We start from the raw sequence: 16620 nt of genomic DNA, 5'->3' as shown, positions 1-16620 counted from the left end.
CGGATCGCGGCCGCCGCTCGGCGACCCGAGAATGAAATCCGCCGCACCGGCGGGACGAAGGTTGCAGCGGGATGAGGGACCGCTGCGTGCCTTCTCCGGCGCCGGGGCGGCGGGGTCGGGTGGTTCTAGGACGTGAAGGTCAGGCGGACGTCGCTGAGAACCGGAGCCTCCTCGCGGTCCACCACCGTGGCCGCGATGACGAGCTCATTGCTTTCCAACCACATTCGGGTCCGAATTGTTTCCCCGGGATAGAGCACACCGGCGAAACGCGCGCGGAATCCGGTGATTCGGCTGGTGTCGGAGTCCAGGACGGTGTCCGCGGCGGTCTTGCAGACCAGGCCGTAGGTGCACAGTCCGTGCAGGATCGGGTTGGGAAAGCCTGCGGCGTGGGCGAATTCGGGATCCGAGTGCAGCGGGTTGCGGTCGCCGCACATGCGGTAGAGCAGCGCCTGCTGCGGCAGGGTGGGCGTGGTCACATTGAAATCCGGTGCCCGGTCCGGCAATTCGACCTTGCTGCTGGGCCCGCGTTCGCCGCCGAATCCGCCCTCGCCCTTGGCGAAGATGGACGAGCGGGCGGTCCACAATAATTCGCCGTCCGAACCGGTGACGAGGGTCTCGTGCGCGACGACCGCGGCCGAACCCTTGTCCCACACCTCGGTGATGTGCCCGGTGCTGGACGCCTTGCCCTCGGCCGGAATCGGCCGGTGCACCACGATCTCCTGGCTGCCGTGCACCACCTTGGCCAGGTCGATCTCCACGCCCGGGAAACTGACCCGCGGCGGTTCGGTGACGCGCATGGTCGGCGCGACCGTCGCGAACGTCGGCAGCACCTGCGGCGCCCGGTCGTCCAGATAACGCAGTTCGCCCGGATCGGTCCAGCGCGCGCCCGCGCTCAGGCCCAGGTGGTAGAGCTGCACATCCGAGGGCGTCCACGCGAACTCCTGCGGCGGAAGTGCCGCTCCCAGTGCAACTTTCGGATCAATCGGCATGGGCTTCTCCTAGTGCGCGTCCGCGGCGGGCTTCACCCGATCGGTGATGTCCTTGATCGCAAGGTATCCGAACGTGATCGCGGGTCCGATGGTCGCGCCCGGACCCGCGTAGGTGTGCCCCATCACCGGGGCCGAGCAGTTCCCCGACGCGTACAGCCCCTCGATGACGGTCTCGTCCTCGCGCAGCACCCGCCCGGCGGTGTCGGTGACCAGACCGCCCTTGGTGCCCAGGTCGCCGGGCACCATCTTGGCCGCGTAGAACGGGCCCTGCACCAGCCCGGCCAGGCTCGGGTTCGGCTTGTTGGTCGGATCGCCGTAGTAGCGGTCGTACGCGCTGTCGCCGCGGCCGAAGTCCTCGTCCTTGCCCTTCTCGGCGAAGGAGTTGAACCGCGCGACGGTCTCGGCGAGCGCCTGCTCGGGAACGCCGATCTTCGTAGCCAGTTCCGCGAGGGTGTCGGCCTTGACGATCAGGTCGTTTTCCATCCAGCGGGACGGAATCCGCTGGCCCGGTTGCAGACCCGCGAAAATGTACCGGTTCCGGTAACGCTGGTCGAACACCAGCCATGCGGGCACATGCTCGCCCGGACCCTCGCCCTGTCCGTACTTGCCGCCGTACATGGTGTGCACGGCCTCGACGTAAGGAGCGGACTCGTTACCGAATCGCTTGCCCGCCGCGTCGACCATGATGCTGCCGGGCAGATTCCGCTCGGCCAGGGCGAACCACGGCCTGCCGCCCTTGAACAGGGTCGGCCCCCACCACGCGTCCTCCATGACGTCGATGTTCGCGCCCACGGCCATACCCGCGACGATCCCGTCGCCGGTATTTCCGGCCGCACCTGTTGTCCATTCGGTACCGATGGGCTCACGCTGGTACTTGTGCCGCATTTCCTCGTTGTGCTCGAAGCCGCCGGAGCCGAGCACGACGCCGTACTTCGCGCGGAAGGTGACCGGCTCGCCGGCTGTGCCGTCCGCCCCGCCCCCCTCCCTCGCTTCGACGCCGACCACGCGCCCGTCCTCGACGACCAGTCCGGTCATCGGGGTGTTCAGCAGCAGCGGCACATTCGCGTCCATCAGGCCCTTGCGCATGGCGGCGATCAGCGCCTGGCCCATGCCGAGCAGGTGCTTGCCGGTCCACTTGGCCAGGTAGGTGCGCGCGCCGACCCGCATCGCGGTCAGCATGCCGCGCGGATGACGCCTGATCAGGTTCAGTTTGACGAAGTCGGCCTGGGTGACCACGACGTTCAGCGGGGCCTTCGCGTACGGCGGCTCCAGGTTGAACCGCTCGTCGCCGAGGACCTTGGCGTTGAACGGCTTGGGTTCACAGGAACGTCCCGAGGAGCGGCCGCCGGGGGCCTCCGGGTAGTAGTCGGAGTAGTTCGGCACCCAGCGCATCTTCAGCGGCGTGTGGTCCAGCACGAAGTCGAACGCCTCGGCGCCGCGGTCGATGTATGTGTCGATCCGTTCCGCCGGTGCGCCGTCGCCGATGATCGCGTGCAGGTAGGTGCGCGCGTCCTCGCGGTCGTCGGGGCGGCCCGAGGCCCGCAACGCCTTGTTGCCCGGGACCCACACACCGCCTCCGCTGCGGGCGGTGTTCCCGCCGTAGTGCGCGGCCTTCTCGATGAGGACCACGCGCAGGCCGTGGTGGACCGCGGCGAGGGCGGCCGTCATACCGGCGGCGCCGCTGCCGACCACCACCACGTCGTATTCCCGATCAGTCATGTAGAACACGTTATAGAATCAGCCTACGTCTGGTCTATATTGGTGTGGCAGAAGGTACTGCTGGATCAAGTTTCCGCAGGAAAACTCGTTTCAGTTTCTGTCTCAGTCACCGGACCGGGCCCTCAGTGGAAGGAAGTAGCGTGCTGTCCGACGCGGTACGGAGGGAACTGGCCGCGGAGCTCGCGGCCGCCGAACGTGACCGGGTGCCGATCGACCCGCTGGTCACCAGGTATCCCGAGATCGACGTGGTCGATTCCTACGAGATCCAGTTGGTCAACATCCGCGAGCGCCTGGATGGCGGCGCGAAGGTCATCGGCCACAAGGTCGGTCTCTCGTCCGAGGCGATGCAGAAGATGATGGGCGTGGACGAGCCCGACTACGGCCACCTGCTCGCCGAGATGGAAGTGTTCGAGAACACACCCGTGGACACCTCGAAGTACCTGTATCCGCGAGTCGAGGTGGAGGTCGGATTCGTGCTGGGCGCGGATCTGCCGGGCGAGGAGTGCACCGAGGCCGACGTGCTGGCCGCGACGGTCGCCTACGCCCCCTCGATCGAGCTGATCGATTCCCGGATCAAGGACTGGAAGATCGCCCTGTGCGACACCATCGCCGACAACGCCTCGTCGGCGGGCTGGGTGCTCGGGCCCGAGCGGGTCGCGCCGAATGCGTTGGACATCAAGAAGATCGACGCGCGCCTGACCCGCAACGGCGAGCCGATCGCCGAGGGACGCAGCGATGCGGTGCTGGGCGATCCGACGATCGCGGTGGCGTGGCTGGCTCGCAAGGTCGCCTCGTTCGGGGTGCGGTTGAAGGCCGGTGACATCGTGCTGCCCGGTTCTTGCACCCGTGCGATCGATGCCCGCCCGGGTGATGACTTCCATGCCGAGTTCGACGGACTCGGTTCTGTTCGTCTGCGTTTCAGCTGAGGAGATTCGAGTGAGCGACAACGGAAATGCCGCCGGGAAGAAGGTCACGGCCGCGATCGTCGGGTCCGGCAACATCAGCACCGATCTGCTGTACAAGCTGCTGCGTTCGGACCGGATCGAACCGCGCTGGATGATCGGAATCGACCCGGACAGTGAGGGTTTGAAGCGCGCGGCCGGGCTGGGCCTGGAGACCTCGCACGAGGGCGCGGACTGGCTGCTGGGATTGCCGGAGAAGCCGGACATGCTGTTCGAGGCGACTTCGGCGTACGTGCATCGCGAGTACGCGCCGAAGTACGCCGAGGCGGGTATTCGCGCGATCGATCTGACTCCGGCCGCGGTGGGTCCGGCGGTGGTGCCGCCGGTGAACCTGGACGCGAATCTGGACACCCCGAACGTCAACATGATCACTTGCGGTGGCCAGGCGACGATTCCGATCGTCGCGGCCGTTTCGCGGGTGGTCGAGGTGCCCTACGCGGAGATCGTCGCCTCGGTGTCCTCGGTGTCGGCCGGGCCCGGAACCCGCGCCAACATCGACGAGTTCACCAAGACCACGTCCAAGGGCGTGGAGACGATCGGCGGGGCGCGGCGGGGCAAGGCGATCATCATCCTGAACCCGGCCGAGCCGCCGATGATCATGCGCGACACCATCTTCGCCGCGATTCCCGAGGACGCCGATACCGCGGCGATCAGCGAGTCGATCCATCGGATGGTCGCCGACATTCAGCAGTACGTGCCCGGATACCGGCTGCTCAACGAGCCGCAGTTCGACGAGCCGAGCGTGATTTCCGGTGGCATGGCGAAGGTTTCGGTGTTCGTGGAGGTCGAGGGCGCGGGTGACTTCCTGCCGCCGTACGCGGGCAACCTGGACATCATGACCGCCGCCGCCACGCGTGTCGGCGAGGTCGTCGCCGATCAGATCCGCTCGGCCCGGGTGTAGAAGGGAGCACCATCATGAATTACGTGAAGCAGCCCTATTCGCAGGAGCTGGACGTTCGCGTCACCGATACCTCGCTGCGTGACGGGTCGCACCACAAGCGGCACCAGTTCACCGCGACCGAGGTGCGCGATATCGTTGCCGCCCTGGATAATTCGGGAATCCCGGTGATCGAGGTGACGCACGGCGACGGCCTCGGCGGATCCTCGTTCAACTACGGATTCTCCAAGACCCCCGAGCAGGAACTGGTCACCATCGCGGCGCGGACCGCGAAGCAGGCCAAGATCGCGGTCCTCATGCTGCCCGGTGTGGGCGTGAAGGAGGACATCAAGATCTCGCAGGACAACGGCGCCTCGATCGTGCGCATCGCCACGCACTGCACCGAGGCGGACGTGTCGATCCAGCACTTCGGGTACGCGCGGGATCTGGGCCTGGAGACCGTGGGCTTTCTGATGATGTCGCATTCGCAGCCGCCGGAAGTACTGGCCAAGCAGGCGCGGATCATGGCCGACGCCGGGTGCCAGTGCGTGTACGTGGTCGACTCGGCGGGTGCGCTGGTGCTGGATCAGGTGTCCGACCGGATCTCCGCGCTGGTCGCCGAGCTCGGCGACGACGCGCAGGTCGGTTTCCACGGGCACGAGAATCTGGATCTGGCCGTGGCGAACTCGATCTACGCGGTGCGCGCGGGCGCCAAGCAGATCGACGGCAGCGCGCGGCGGTTCGGTGCGGGCGCGGGGAACACCCCGGTCGAGGCGTTCATCGGGGTGGCCGACAAGATCGGCATCAAGACCGGGATCGATTTCTTCGCGATCGCCGATGCCGCCGAGGACGTGGTGCGTCCGGCCATGCCGCAGGAATGCCTGCTCGATCGCCAGGCCCTGATGATGGGCTACGCGGGTGTGTACTCGAGCTTCCTCAAGCACGCCGAGCGGCAGGCCGAACGGTACGGGGTCTCCGCGGCGGAGATGCTGGTGCGGGCGGGTAAGCGCAAGCTGGTCGGCGGGCAGGAGGACCAGCTGATCGATATCGCGCTGGAATTGCAGCGCGAGCAGCAGGCCGTCACCGCCTGACCAACCGGCGCTCGAGGGGCCGCGGACGGATTGCCGTCCGCGGCCCCTCGTCGTTGTGCTGTAACAAGTTTCAGTTTTTTGTTGTAACGAGTGCCGGCCCGCGGGCGATGAGTAGTTGTGGCCGTCCTCGGATGTTCCGGGAATGGCGGGCGGTCCGCCGTGTGCTCAGTGAGATGAATCCAATTAACTCTAGAAAAATCCGATAAAACGGTTATGATTGCCAGGGCCGCTCGGAATGCTCCGAGTTGGCTAACGGTTGGTCACCGGCTCGATGCGGTAGGTCATCGGTATTGCCGGTTATACAGCCAACTTTCGGCTAATGCGATGTTGGTCGAAGGTGAAAACGAAGGGCCCGATCCATGACGAGGGGATCGGGCCCTTCTGTATTGTCTGGCGCAATGTCACAGGAGACTAATGCGGGACGTATGTACGCCGGGCAGCCCGTAGAAGACCGGCAGCGACAACGACGTGCGCGTTTTCTGGAGTCCGGATTGACGGTGTTCGCCAGAGACGGGTACGGAAATAGTTCGGTCGGCGCGATCTGCAAAGACGCCGGTCTCTCCTCGCGACAGTTCTACGAGGAGTTCACCGGCCGCGAATCGCTGCTACTCGAGCTCTATGAACAGATCGATCGGCAATCGCGGGACGCGGTCGCCGCCGCATTGGCCGACCATGCCGAACAACCCGCGGTCGAGGTCATCGACGCCTGTGTGCGCGCCTATATCGAGGCCGTCGGCCGCGATCCGCGCAAGGCTCGCGTGGCATTGGTCGAAGTGGTCGGCGCGGGACCGAAGGTGGAGAAGTTCCGCCTGGAATTGCGTCGCGCCTGGGGTGCGTTGCTGGCCGGCGCCGCGGAAGACGCTGCGCTGCACGGAGAAATCCCCACCGGCGATTACGAGATGCGCGTCCTGGCGATCATCGGCGCGGTCAACTACGTCGTCGACGCTTGGAGCGGCACCGACCCCCGCCCCAGCCTGGACGACATCATCCGCGTGCTGCGCAGAATCATCATCGGCGCAGTAGGAGCCTGAAGGGGCCGAGCGAGCTAGCATCGGGATGTGAGTCCGGGGCAGGAGCGTGCGGTGGGGCCGGGTTTCGTTGTCTGCGGGGATAATCCGCTGGTTTATCAGTTGGCGTTGCGGCTGGTGACGCGGTTCGCGCGGGCTACGGTGACGGTGGTGGTGCCGAACCTGGAGGGGAGTTATATTCCGCAGCTCGAGCGGTTGGAGCGGGTTCGGATCCAGTGTGCGTCGCGGATCGACGAGAAGACGTTGCGGGCCGCCGGGGTGGCCGAGGCGCGGGCGTTGGCGCTGGTGGATTCGGCCGATGTGGAGAACTTCCACGCGGCGCTGCGGGCGAACGAGCTGAATCCGGGGATCCGGTTGGTGATCCGAATGTTCAATACCGGCTTGGGATTTCGCATTCGGACCCTGTTCGCCGACTGCGTGGTGCTGTCCATGTCGGAGATGGCCGCGCCCTCGTTCATCGCGGCGGCGGTCAGCGAGAATGCCTTCGACTATCTGCGGCTGGCCGATCGCACGCTCTACGTGGGGAATTCGGCCGAGACTCCCGCGGACCGGGTGGTGTGCGGGCTCGTGGAGGGGGCCGGTTCGGATATCGCGCTGACGCCCGTCGCTCCCGCGAGTGGCCGCGTGCTCGCGCTGTCGGGGCAGGTGCCGTACTCGCCCGGCGCGCCGCGTGTCTGGCTGAGCATCATCCGATACCTGGTGCGGCACGACCTGATTCGGCTGCTGATCGGAATCATCGCCCTGATCGTGCTCGGTTGCTGCCTGCTGGTTCTGGTGGGAAGTGGTTGGGGCGCAGCGGTTTACGAGACGATGCTGGACGCGGCGGGGTCGGCGGCGCCCGAGCCGGAGAAGACCGCGACATTCAAGGCGGTGCAACTGGGCATCACCTTCCTGGGGCTGGCGATGACGCCGGTGGTGACCGCGCTGGTGGTGGGCGGGGTGCTGCGGGCGCAATTGTCCGATGTCACCGTGCCCGATCCCGCCCGTTTCGACGATCACGTCATCGTGGCCGGGCTCGGCAATGTCGGCAGACGCGTCCTGGAACAGCTCCACGACCTCGGCGTTCGCGTGGTCGGGCTAGATCACGACGAGAACGCGCGCGGTGTCGCGCAGGCCCGCGCGCTCGGGGTGCCGGTCGTCATCGGACAGGCCACCTGGGACGATGCCCTGCGGGCCGCGGGTGTCTCGCGTGCGCAGGCACTCGTGCTGGCCACCAGCAGCGATGCGGTGAATCTCGAGGCCGCCATGCTCGGCCAGTCCTATCGCGACGATCTGCGCGTGGTACTGCGCCTGTCCGACGACGATCTGGCCGACCGGGTGCAGCGCAGTCTGCAGAAAGCCGTGGTGCGCAGCGTCTTTCAGCTCGCCGCCGACGGTTTCGCGGCGGCCATGAGTGAACGCCGGGTGATCGCGACCCTCTCGGTCGGCGCGGCCACGCTGATGGTCGCCGAGGTTCCGGTGCAATCGGGTTCCGACCTGGTCGGCAAGCCGCTGGACACCGCGGACCTGCCCGAACACACCCGCGTCCTCGCCATGCAGCGCAGCGGGGGCGCGCGACTCGAGTGGCAGCCCGCCCCGGATACCGAACTCGCCGAGGGCAATCAGATCGTCGTGGTCACCACCCGCACCGGACTGGGCGAACTGCTGGAGCGCAGCGAAGGAGGAACAGCCGAGCCCGACACGGTCAGTGCGTGAGCCGTGCATCGGGTGGGCGGTTCGGCTGCTGGCCGCACAGGATCGGCCGCCGTGATTCAGTCCGATCCGTGGGGCGCGATGGAGCGGGTGTCGCCGTCCGCGCGGTGAGTCTCAGGGGGCGGCCGGTCCGCAGGAACATGCGGCAGCGCTCGATTCCGTGGCGCGGGTGACTGCCGACGTGTGCGGTTGGTGATGTGTACGTATGGTCGGATTGCGGGATCGCGCGAGCGGTGTGTGCGTGCCGGAGCTGCGACGATCGATCACGCGCGCGGTAGCGTGCCTGCATGGAGACTGTTCCGATTCAGGTGCCCGATGGCAGTACCGTGCCGGTTCGGTTGATCCCGGCGTGGGGGCAGCATCGGCATCCGATCACGCCGGATGCGCCCCGGGCGGTGGTGGTGATCATTCCCGGGCTGGGTGTGCCGGGGATCTTCTACAGCGATTTCGCCCGGGAGCTGGCCGGGCGCGGTGTCGACGTGGCGATCGGGGAGTTGCGCGGCAACGGCGACAGCGAACCCAAACCGGATGCGGACAGCACCTACGGCTACCACGAACTCGTCTCGGTGGACTTCCCGGCGATCTTCGAGGTCGTGCGCGAACGTTTTCCGGACAGCACGCCGATCCTGTTGGGGCACAGCATGGGTGGGCAACTCGGCGTGATGTACGCCGCGCGGATCCGCGGACGCCTCGGCGGGCTGATCCTGATCGCCTCCGGCACACCGTATTTCCGCGGTTACAGCGGCATCTTCCGGTCCGGAATGCTGCTGGGCCCGGCCGCGGTCTCACTCGCGGCCAACCTCGCGGGCTTCTGGCCCGGCGACCGCATCACCGCCGGTGGGTTCGGCCGCCAGTCCAAGGTGCTCATCTCCGATTGGGCGCGTCTGGCCCGCACCGGCCGATTCGTTCCCGTGGGCGCGGATATCGACTACGAGGAACGCATCTCGCGCCTGAAACTGCCGGTGCTGTCGATCACCGTCGCGGGCGACGATCTCACCCCGCGCGGTTCGGCCGGGCACCTGCTGGAGAAGCTGCCCAACGCCGCGGTGACCACCTGGCACGAGCCGAAACCGTTGGGGCACAACGGCTGGATCACCGATCCGCGCAGCACGGTCGATCGCATCGAAACCTGGCTGCGGGAACGGTGACGCACGCACGCTCGTGGATCAGTGCCCGTCCGGCGCAGCGCCGTCTGCTTGTTCGTCCATGAGCAGCTGGGTGAAGAACTCGTAGATCAGTGCCCGTCCGGTGCAGCGCCGTCTGCTTGTTCGTCCATGAGCAGTTGGGTGAAGAACTCGTAGATCAGTGCCGCTTGGAACGCCATCTGCTTGTTGTCGGCCGCGCCGCCGTGGCCGCCCTCGATGTTCTCGTGGTACCAGACGGTGTGGCCCTGTTCCTCGAGCAGTGCGGCCATCTTGCGGGCGTGGCCCGGATGGACGCGGTCGTCGCGGGTGGAGGTGGTCAGAAGGATCGGGGGATAGGGCTTTTCGGCGCGAGCGTTCTGGTAGGGGGAGTACTTGCTGATGTACTCCCATTCCTCGGGCTTGTCCGGATCGCCGTATTCGGCCACCCAGGACGCCCCGGCCAGCAGATGGTGATAGCGCCGCATGTCCAGCAGCGGCACCTGGCACACGATCGCGCCGAACAGTTCCGGATACCGGGTCAGCATGACGCCCATCAGCAGGCCGCCATTGCTGCCGCCCACCGCGCCCAGCTGCGGTGCGGTCGTGATACCGCGTGCCACAAGGTCTTTGGCGATCGAGGAGAAGTCCTCGTAGACCCGATGCCGATCGGCCTTGAGTGCCTGGGTGTGCCACTGCGGTCCGTATTCGCCGCCGCCGCGGATGTTCGTCATCACCCAGGTGCCGCCGCGCTCCAGCCAGCCCATTCCGGACGCGCCGTTGTAGCCCGGGGTTCGGGAGATCTCGAATCCGCCGTAGCCGGACATCACCGTCGGGCCCGCCTGTCCACGCCGATCGCGATGCCGAATCACGAAGTAGGGCACCATCGTTCCGTCATCGGACCGGGCGAAGAACTGTTCGGTCTCGATGCCCTCGGCGTCGAAGAATCCGGGTTCCTGTTTGAGCAGTGTGGTCGGCCCGCCCACCGAACCGGACAGCAGGGTCGCGGGGGTGGTGAAACCGCTCGAGGTGAGCATGAATTCGTCGCCGCCCTCGAGCGGATCGAGATTCATGACATTGGTGGTGGCCATCGGCGGGACGTCGGTGAGGGTTTCGCGCGTCCAGCCGCCCTCGGTCGAGGTGAGTACGTAGAGCCTGGTCTGCACGTCCTCGAGGGTGATCAACAGCAGATGGTGTTCGGTCCAGCCGTAGCCGTGCAGTGCGGTGTGCTCGTCGGGGGTGAAGATCGTCTCGAAATTCCTTGCGCCGTCCAGAAATTCGTTCAACCCGATGATGATCAGCGCGCCCGCGGGATAGCTCGCGCCGCCCACCTCCCACGGCGTCTTGAGGCGCAGCAGCAACCAGTCCCGGTACCAGGACACCGAGGCGTCGGTGGGCGTGTCCAGGCGGCGCAGGGTGCCGTCGTCCTCGATCAGATAGGCGATCTCGTTGTAGAAATCGGTTGCGCGCGAGACGAAATGGCGTTCGTAGCCCGGGGTCCGGTCGTATCCCGCGGAGACCGCGACATCGCTCGCCTCGCCCTCCAGGATCGTGCGCGCGTCCTCGAGCGGAGTGCCGCGCTGCCAGCGCTTGGCGATCCGCGGATAGCCGGAGTCGGTGAGCGAATCGGGGCCGAAATCCGTTCCGACATAGACCGAATCGGCGTCGATCCAGCTCAGCTGCGATTTCGCCTCGGGGAGGTGGAAGCCGCCGTCCTCGGGCGCGCGGAACTGCTTGGTGCGCATGTCGAATTCCCGCACCACCTTGGCGTCCGCGCCGCCGCGGGACAGGCTGATCAGTGCCAGCGACTGCGCGGGACGCAGCACCGCGGCCCCGGCCCAGACCCAGTTCTCCTCCTCGGCCGCGGCCAGGGCGTCCAGATCGATCAGCACCTCCCACTCGGGGCTGTCGGTCGCGTACTCGGCGAAGGTGGTGCGCCGCCACAGGCCCTTGGGATGTTCGGCATCGCGCCAGAAGTTGTAGAGCCACTGCGCGCGGCGGGTCGGATACGGGATGCGGGTGTCGGTGTCGAGCATGTCCAGGATGCGATGCTCGAGATCGTTGAACCGGTCGGAGGTCGCGAACCGCTCGACGACCACGTCGTTGTGCGCGCGGGCGAAATCCAGGGCCCGATCGCCCGTCACCTCCTCGAGCCAGAGGTAGGGGTCGGTCTGCTGCTCGTGCGCGCCACTCATAACTGACATTCTTACCGAGGACATCGCGGTCCTCACCGCGAACTGCTGTGCGCACTTCTCGCGGGCCACCACCCACGGCTGCGAGATCGCACGCCGTGACTAGACTCGTCGCCGTGACTTCCCACTACGATGTCGTCGTTCTCGGCGCCGGACCCGGCGGTTACGTCGCCGCGATCCGCGCTGCTCAGCTCGGATTGCGAACAGCGATCGTCGAGCAGAAATACTGGGGTGGGGTGTGCCTGAACGTCGGGTGCATTCCCTCCAAGGCCCTGCTGCGCAATGCGGAGCTCGCGCATATCTTCACCAAGGAAGCCAGGACGTTCGGTATTTCGGGCGAGGCCAGCTTCGACTTCGGCGCGGCCTTCGATCGGAGCCGCAAGGTCGCCGACGGCCGCGTCAAGGGCGTGCACTTCCTGATGAAGAAGAACAAGATCGATGAGTACGACGGGGCCGGTACGTTCACCGACGCCCACACGCTCTCGGTCGCGCTGAGCAAGGGCGGCAGCGAGACGATCACGTTCGACAACGCGATCATCGCCACCGGTACCGAAACCAAGCTGCTGCCGGGGACGTCGCTGTCGCAGAACGTCGTCACGTACGAGGAGCAGATTCTCACCCGTGATCTGCCGGGGTCGATCCTGATCGTCGGCGCGGGCGCCATCGGTATGGAGTTCGCGTACGTCCTGAAGAACTACGGCGTCGACGTGCGGATCGTGGAGTTCCTGGACCGCGCGCTGCCGAACGAGGACGCGGACGTCTCCAAGGAGATCACCAAGGCGTACAAGAAGCTGGGTGTCACCATCACCACCGGCGCGTCGGTGCAGTCCATCGAGGACAACGGCTCGAAGGTGTCGGTGTCGATCAAGGACAACAAGTCCGGTTCGATCGAGACCGTTACGGTCGACAAGGTGCTGCAGGCCGTCGGTTTCGCACCCCGGGTGCAGGGCTACGGCCTGGAGAGCACGGGCGTGCAGCTCACCGATCGCGGCGCGATCGCGATCGACGACTACATGCGCACCAGCGTCCCGCACATCTACGCGATCGGTGACGTCACCGCGAAGCTGCAGCTCGCGCACGTCGCGGAGGCGCAGGGCGTGGTCGCGGCCGAGACCATCGCCGGCGCCGAGACCCAGACGCTGGGTGACTACCGGATGATGCCGCGCGCCACCTTCTGCCAGCCGCAGGTCGCCAGCTTCGGCCTCACCGAGGAGCAGGCCCGCGCCGAGGGCTACGATGTGAAGGTCGCCACCTTCCCGTTCACCGCGAACGGCAAGGCGCACGGCCTCGGCGACCCGACCGGTTTCGTGAAGCTCATCGCCGACACGAAGTACGGCGAACTCCTCGGCGGCCACCTCATCGGCCCCGACGTCTCCGAGCTCCTGCCCGAGCTGACCCTCGCCCAGAAGTGGGACCTGACGGTCAACGAGCTGGCCCGCAACGTCCACACCCACCCCACGCTGAGTGAGGCGCTGCAGGAAGCCATCCACGGCCTCGCCGGTCACATGATCAACTTCTGAGCTGTATTACCAAGGTGCCCTTCGGTTTTCGAACCGGAGGGCACTTTTGTTCTGCCAGTGGCGGCTTGTGTGTTCCGTTGTGGAGCGGTTGTTCGGCGTGTGGTCGGTGTGTCGCTGTGTACGGGGTGCGGGAACCCTTCTGAGCTGGTGTTTCGAGGGATCTCGGGCTTACGATGGCCGTGCTCGAACGAGGGAGGGATACACATCATGAGCGTCATGGCCGTTGTCCATCGTCATAGCGAGTTGCCCGGCGAGCCCTATGACCTGTGGATGCGTGATGAACTGACGGACATTCTCGACCTGCCGCACGATGGCACGCGGGCCGAGATCATCGGGGGGGAGATCGTTGTGGCACCGGGACCGAAGCTTGCGCACAGTCTGATCGTCAGCGATATTCACGAGGCGATTGCAGTGGCCAAGGCTGCCGATTCGGAGTTCCGATGGTTGTGTGTGCAGACTCAGGATCTGAATCTCAGCGATATTCATGACGGGTACATCCCCGATCTGTGCGTTTTGGACAGGGATATCGCCCGCCAAGCACGTCGCGACGACGTACACAAGCTCCTGCCACATCAATTGGCGCTCGCCGTCGAGGTCACTTCACCGTCCACTGCCGCCGAAGACCGTCAACCAGGCGCCCGCCGGGTCCGCCCCAGTAAGTGGAACGGCTACGCCCGGGTCGGAATCGAGTATTACCTGATCGCGGATCGTGATCCGAAAGTGGCTGCCGCGACACTGTTCACCGTCCCGGACCGTGAATCCGGTACCTATCGCGAGTCGGTGACTTGGAAGTTCGGTGAGACGATCGATCTGCCGGACCCGTTCGGCGTCTCGATCCGCACCGACGAGTGGACTCCCTGGGAGTAGTTCCACTCATACGGTGGGTTGTCGTTCCAGAACTGCGGCACAATCACGATGGTGACCCGTCAATTCGATGAGGCGGAAGCCGACTGGTCTGTAAATGATGTTGTGCCGCTGGAGAATTCACTGCCGATAGGCGGCTCGGTGATGCAGGGCCCAAGTGCGCTGTCCGAATCGGTGGTTTTGACCTGGCCGAACTGACCGGTCGACCCGCCGATGTTTTCCGCAGCGCCCTTGCGGGGTAATGCGTTGTAGAGGCAACCTGGCGTCGTTGTGATCCGAAACGAGCGTTGTCGGTCCGGTTGCGATATCGATCACGTTAGGCTGCTAGTAACGAGGAGTCTGTATAGCCATGGCTACCAACGCAATCGGGGGCGACGACTCCATCACGTCCCAATCAGCTTCTTCCGTTGGCGATCCGGTCGAAATGAAAAAGGCGCACAGCGCTCGAATGTACGACTACTACTTGGGAGGCAAGGACAACTTCCAGTGTGACCGCACCGCGGCGGAGCAGGTCGAGCGGGCGTTTCCGACGATCAAGCTGTGCGCGAGGGTGAATCGGGCGTTCATGCACCGAGCAACTCGCTACCTCGCTGCCGAACATGGGATACGCCAGTTTCTGGATATCGGGACGGGCATACCGACGCAGCCCAATCTGCACCAGGTCGCACAGGCGGTGGCACCGGAGGCTCGCGTCGTATACGCGGATTTCGACCCGTTGGTACTCACGCACGCCCGAGCGCTGATGGCCGGCACGCCCGAGGGTGAAACCGCGTATATCCAGGCCGATGTCACCGACCCGAACAGCATCCTGACCGCACCCGAGTTGGCGAGCACCCTGGACCTGACCAAGCCGGTGGCGCTGAGCCTGATCGCCCTGCTGCATTTCGTCCAGGACGATGAGCACGACGCCTACGGCATCGTCTCGACCCTGCTGGACGCGCTGGCCCCCGGGTCGTTTCTGGTGATGACACACCTGAGCCCGGACTTCAATCCTGTTCAGGTCGCCGGGATCGTCGACGCATACCGAGGCAACGGCCTGAGCCTGCAAGCGCGCACCAATGCCGAATTCGCCCGCTTCTTCAACGGACTCGATGTGATCGAGCCGGGAATCACAGGCTCACACCGGTGGCGTCCCGACCCGGAGCCGCCCGTCGCCGTCGGCGCCGAAACCCCGGAGGACATGGATGCGAAGGTGTCGTTCTGGGCCGCTGTCGGGCGTAAGTAGCACCGTGTGCCGGACAAGGTGACTGTTCACTGATTCGCGTCTCTGGTGACGTGGTCGCGTTCTGCCCACTCGTCCAGCCCGGTTGCTACGCGAATGAGCAGCGCCGCCGAGGGAAGCGTGGTCGGGTAGCGGGGGATGTGGTGTGTGCCGGGTGTGCGGCGAGGAAGTTCGTCGCTCATTGCCGCGGCTCGTGAAGCTCGATCACCGTCGGTTGGAGTGCTCGCGTCCGATATTTCTGGGCGCAGGCGAGGCCGCAGAACACGCGGCCGTCGTACCGGTGGACCTCGAGGTTGCGGTGACCGCACCAGTCGCACCACAGATCGTCTGGGGGATTCGTCACGGCAATACCCCGTCCGTGGGGTGAGGTTCCGGTCGCACCGCGTGCGCTGGGTGGCCGCTCATTCCTGGACCCGATATGTGTCGGGGTGGATGCGTCCGGCTGCGACCAGCACCTTCCAGGCTGTGCGCTTGCGGGCGCAGTCGGTGATGCTGCAGTCGCGATGCCGTTGCATGGCGAAGTGGGCCGCCTCGAGGCTCATCGCCTCGTCCGGTGCGTCGTGTGGAAAGCGGGGCATCCAGACGGTGGTGTCCATGGGGGTGCTCGTCCTGAGCATCGGTGAAATCATCGAACCGCTCCGTTTCGATTGATTGTTCCTGGTTCCCTTGTGCTGCAACACTTTCCAGTGGAATACGGGAAGGCGCGTTCCGTTTCGGCTGTCCGGTATTGGAGGCTGTATCCACGGTGCTCCTAGAAGCGGCCCGATGGGATGCGCTGCCGTTGCGGCTGCGTTGATCTTCCGTTGCGTTCAGCTGGCGCAAGGGGTGGTCGAGCGGTGAGGCCGCGTCGGCTGACCCGACCGCCCGGTATGACGGCGGCGGTGGCGGTCGCGACGAGGTAGCCGGTTCTGCCCGACTATCCCGCTGTTATTCGCGGTGGTAGGCGGCCTGGGCGGCGCGGACGGTGTCCATGTTGCCCTCGAGGATGACGATGAGGTCGTGGATTTTCTCGGCTACCTGGGTGCCGAGGTCCGTCAGGGTGTACTCGACGTGCGGGGGGATGGTGTGGTAGGCCTCGCGGTGGACCAGGCCGTCGCGTTCGAGGGTTTGCAGGGTCTGGGAGAGCATGCGTTCGCTGACGCCGTCCACTCGGCGGCGGAGGGCGTTGAAGCGGTAGGGGCCCTCGCGGAGTGCGGCCAGGGCCAGGATGCCCCAGCGGCTCGCGACGTTCTGCAGGACCGGGCGTGAGGTGCAGTCCCGGGCGAAGACATCGGGTTCCAGCGAATCCAGCGCGGCGTCGGCGCGCTCGGTGTCCCGCATGGTCATGACGCCAATACTACCGA

Annotated in this window: 16 protein-coding genes; 10 read left to right on the top strand and 6 right to left on the bottom strand. The window is 65.9% G+C overall.

Translation table 11 applies throughout. From position 1 onward, the window contains the following. Nucleotides 1-125: 125 nt before the first annotated feature. Both chsH3 and kstD read right to left on the bottom strand, forming a co-directional pair. Entirely contained in the window at nucleotides 126-989 is an 864-nt protein-coding gene (chsH3, locus tag NM2_RS13005) for an enoyl-CoA hydratase ChsH3 (RefSeq protein ID WP_067668145.1), read from the bottom strand. Nucleotides 990-998: 9 nt separating this feature from the next. Beyond that, a complete protein-coding gene (gene kstD, locus NM2_RS13000; RefSeq protein WP_067668143.1) occupies nucleotides 999-2717 on the bottom strand; it encodes a 3-oxosteroid 1-dehydrogenase in 1719 nt (572 codons plus the stop codon). A 131-nt stretch (nucleotides 2718-2848) separates the two neighbouring features. Here kstD and NM2_RS12995 point away from each other — a divergent pair, with 131 nt between their 5' ends. The 6 genes from NM2_RS12995 (at nucleotide 2849) to NM2_RS12970 (ending at nucleotide 9506) form a co-directional block, all read left to right on the top strand. Next, the gene (locus tag NM2_RS12995) at nucleotides 2849-3634 is read left to right on the top strand and encodes a 2-keto-4-pentenoate hydratase (protein WP_067668140.1); all 786 of its coding nucleotides are present in this window, start codon (nucleotides 2849-2851) and stop codon (nucleotides 3632-3634) included. A gap of 10 nt (nucleotides 3635-3644) precedes the next feature. Further along, complete coding sequence (locus NM2_RS12990) at nucleotides 3645-4571, top strand: acetaldehyde dehydrogenase (acetylating) (protein WP_067668137.1); 927 nt, start codon at nucleotides 3645-3647, stop codon at nucleotides 4569-4571. 14 nt (nucleotides 4572-4585) lie between these two features. Further along, the gene (dmpG, locus tag NM2_RS12985; protein WP_067668135.1) at nucleotides 4586-5638 is read left to right on the top strand and encodes a 4-hydroxy-2-oxovalerate aldolase; all 1053 of its coding nucleotides are present in this window, start codon (nucleotides 4586-4588) and stop codon (nucleotides 5636-5638) included. Between the two features lie 398 nt (nucleotides 5639-6036). Beyond that, nucleotides 6037-6669 (top strand): TetR/AcrR family transcriptional regulator, encoded by a 633-nt coding sequence (locus NM2_RS12980; protein WP_245718001.1) that lies wholly within the window; start codon nucleotides 6037-6039, stop codon nucleotides 6667-6669. Nucleotides 6670-6696: 27 nt separating this feature from the next. Further along, nucleotides 6697-8361 (top strand): NAD-binding protein, encoded by a 1665-nt coding sequence (locus NM2_RS12975; protein ID WP_084530877.1) that lies wholly within the window; start codon nucleotides 6697-6699, stop codon nucleotides 8359-8361. Nucleotides 8362-8645: 284 nt separating this feature from the next. Further along, complete coding sequence (locus NM2_RS12970; protein ID WP_067668127.1) at nucleotides 8646-9506, top strand: alpha/beta hydrolase family protein; 861 nt, start codon at nucleotides 8646-8648, stop codon at nucleotides 9504-9506. A gap of 86 nt (nucleotides 9507-9592) precedes the next feature. On the opposite strand, the gene NM2_RS12965 is transcribed toward NM2_RS12970, so the two are convergent. Then, a complete protein-coding gene (locus NM2_RS12965; RefSeq protein WP_067668124.1) occupies nucleotides 9593-11674 on the bottom strand; it encodes a prolyl oligopeptidase family serine peptidase in 2082 nt (693 codons plus the stop codon). Between the two features lie 113 nt (nucleotides 11675-11787). Here NM2_RS12965 and lpdA point away from each other — a divergent pair, with 113 nt between their 5' ends. From lpdA to NM2_RS12950, 4 genes are all read left to right on the top strand, one after another. Next, nucleotides 11788-13191 carry a dihydrolipoyl dehydrogenase gene (lpdA, locus tag NM2_RS12960; RefSeq protein ID WP_067668121.1) on the top strand — a complete coding sequence of 468 codons (1404 nt, stop codon included), beginning with the start codon at nucleotides 11788-11790 and terminating at the stop codon, nucleotides 13189-13191. Nucleotides 13192-13398: 207 nt separating this feature from the next. Continuing rightward, the gene (locus NM2_RS12955; protein WP_084530875.1) at nucleotides 13399-14058 is read left to right on the top strand and encodes a Uma2 family endonuclease; all 660 of its coding nucleotides are present in this window, start codon (nucleotides 13399-13401) and stop codon (nucleotides 14056-14058) included. A gap of 51 nt (nucleotides 14059-14109) precedes the next feature. Next, nucleotides 14110-14253, top strand: coding sequence for a hypothetical protein (locus NM2_RS48970; RefSeq protein WP_157121059.1), 144 nt, complete (start codon nucleotides 14110-14112; stop codon nucleotides 14251-14253). A gap of 151 nt (nucleotides 14254-14404) precedes the next feature. Further along, nucleotides 14405-15280 (top strand): SAM-dependent methyltransferase, encoded by an 876-nt coding sequence (locus NM2_RS12950; RefSeq protein ID WP_084530873.1) that lies wholly within the window; start codon nucleotides 14405-14407, stop codon nucleotides 15278-15280. Between the two features lie 26 nt (nucleotides 15281-15306). Here NM2_RS12950 and NM2_RS48965 read toward each other — a convergent pair whose 3' ends face one another. The 3 genes from NM2_RS48965 to NM2_RS12940 form a co-directional block, all read right to left on the bottom strand. Then, a complete protein-coding gene (locus tag NM2_RS48965) occupies nucleotides 15307-15459 on the bottom strand; it encodes a hypothetical protein (protein ID WP_157121058.1) in 153 nt (50 codons plus the stop codon). A gap of 219 nt (nucleotides 15460-15678) precedes the next feature. Then, on the bottom strand, nucleotides 15679-15894 hold the full coding sequence (locus NM2_RS12945; protein WP_245718000.1) for a hypothetical protein: 216 nt from the start codon (nucleotides 15892-15894) through the stop codon (nucleotides 15679-15681). Between the two features lie 310 nt (nucleotides 15895-16204). Next, entirely contained in the window at nucleotides 16205-16597 is a 393-nt protein-coding gene (locus NM2_RS12940) for a winged helix-turn-helix transcriptional regulator (protein ID WP_067668302.1), read from the bottom strand. Nucleotides 16598-16620: the final 23 nt, after the last annotated feature.

The organism is Nocardia miyunensis NBRC 108239 (assembly GCF_001613065.1).
In the GTDB taxonomy this organism is placed as follows: domain Bacteria; phylum Actinomycetota; class Actinomycetes; order Mycobacteriales; family Mycobacteriaceae; genus Nocardia; species Nocardia miyunensis.
This window is presented reverse-complemented; position numbering and strand designations above follow the sequence as displayed.

Coding starts and splice junctions, on each gene's coding strand:
- chsH3 (WP_067668145.1), bottom strand. CDS start 989: ATGCCGATTGATCCGAAAGTTGCACTGGGAGCGGCACTTCCGCCGCAG.
- dmpG (WP_067668135.1), top strand. CDS start 4,586: ATGAATTACGTGAAGCAGCCCTATTCGCAGGAGCTGGACGTTCGCGTC.
- NM2_RS12980 (WP_245718001.1), top strand. CDS start 6,037: ATGTCACAGGAGACTAATGCGGGACGTATGTACGCCGGGCAGCCCGTA.
- NM2_RS12970 (WP_067668127.1), top strand. CDS start 8,646: ATGGAGACTGTTCCGATTCAGGTGCCCGATGGCAGTACCGTGCCGGTT.
- NM2_RS12965 (WP_067668124.1), bottom strand. CDS start 11,674: ATGAGTGGCGCGCACGAGCAGCAGACCGACCCCTACCTCTGGCTCGAG.
- NM2_RS12955 (WP_084530875.1), top strand. CDS start 13,399: ATGAGCGTCATGGCCGTTGTCCATCGTCATAGCGAGTTGCCCGGCGAG.
- NM2_RS12950 (WP_084530873.1), top strand. CDS start 14,405: ATGGCTACCAACGCAATCGGGGGCGACGACTCCATCACGTCCCAATCA.
- NM2_RS48965 (WP_157121058.1), bottom strand. CDS start 15,459: ATGAGCGACGAACTTCCTCGCCGCACACCCGGCACACACCACATCCCC.
- NM2_RS12945 (WP_245718000.1), bottom strand. CDS start 15,894: ATGCTCAGGACGAGCACCCCCATGGACACCACCGTCTGGATGCCCCGC.
- NM2_RS12940 (WP_067668302.1), bottom strand. CDS start 16,597: ATGCGGGACACCGAGCGCGCCGACGCCGCGCTGGATTCGCTGGAACCC.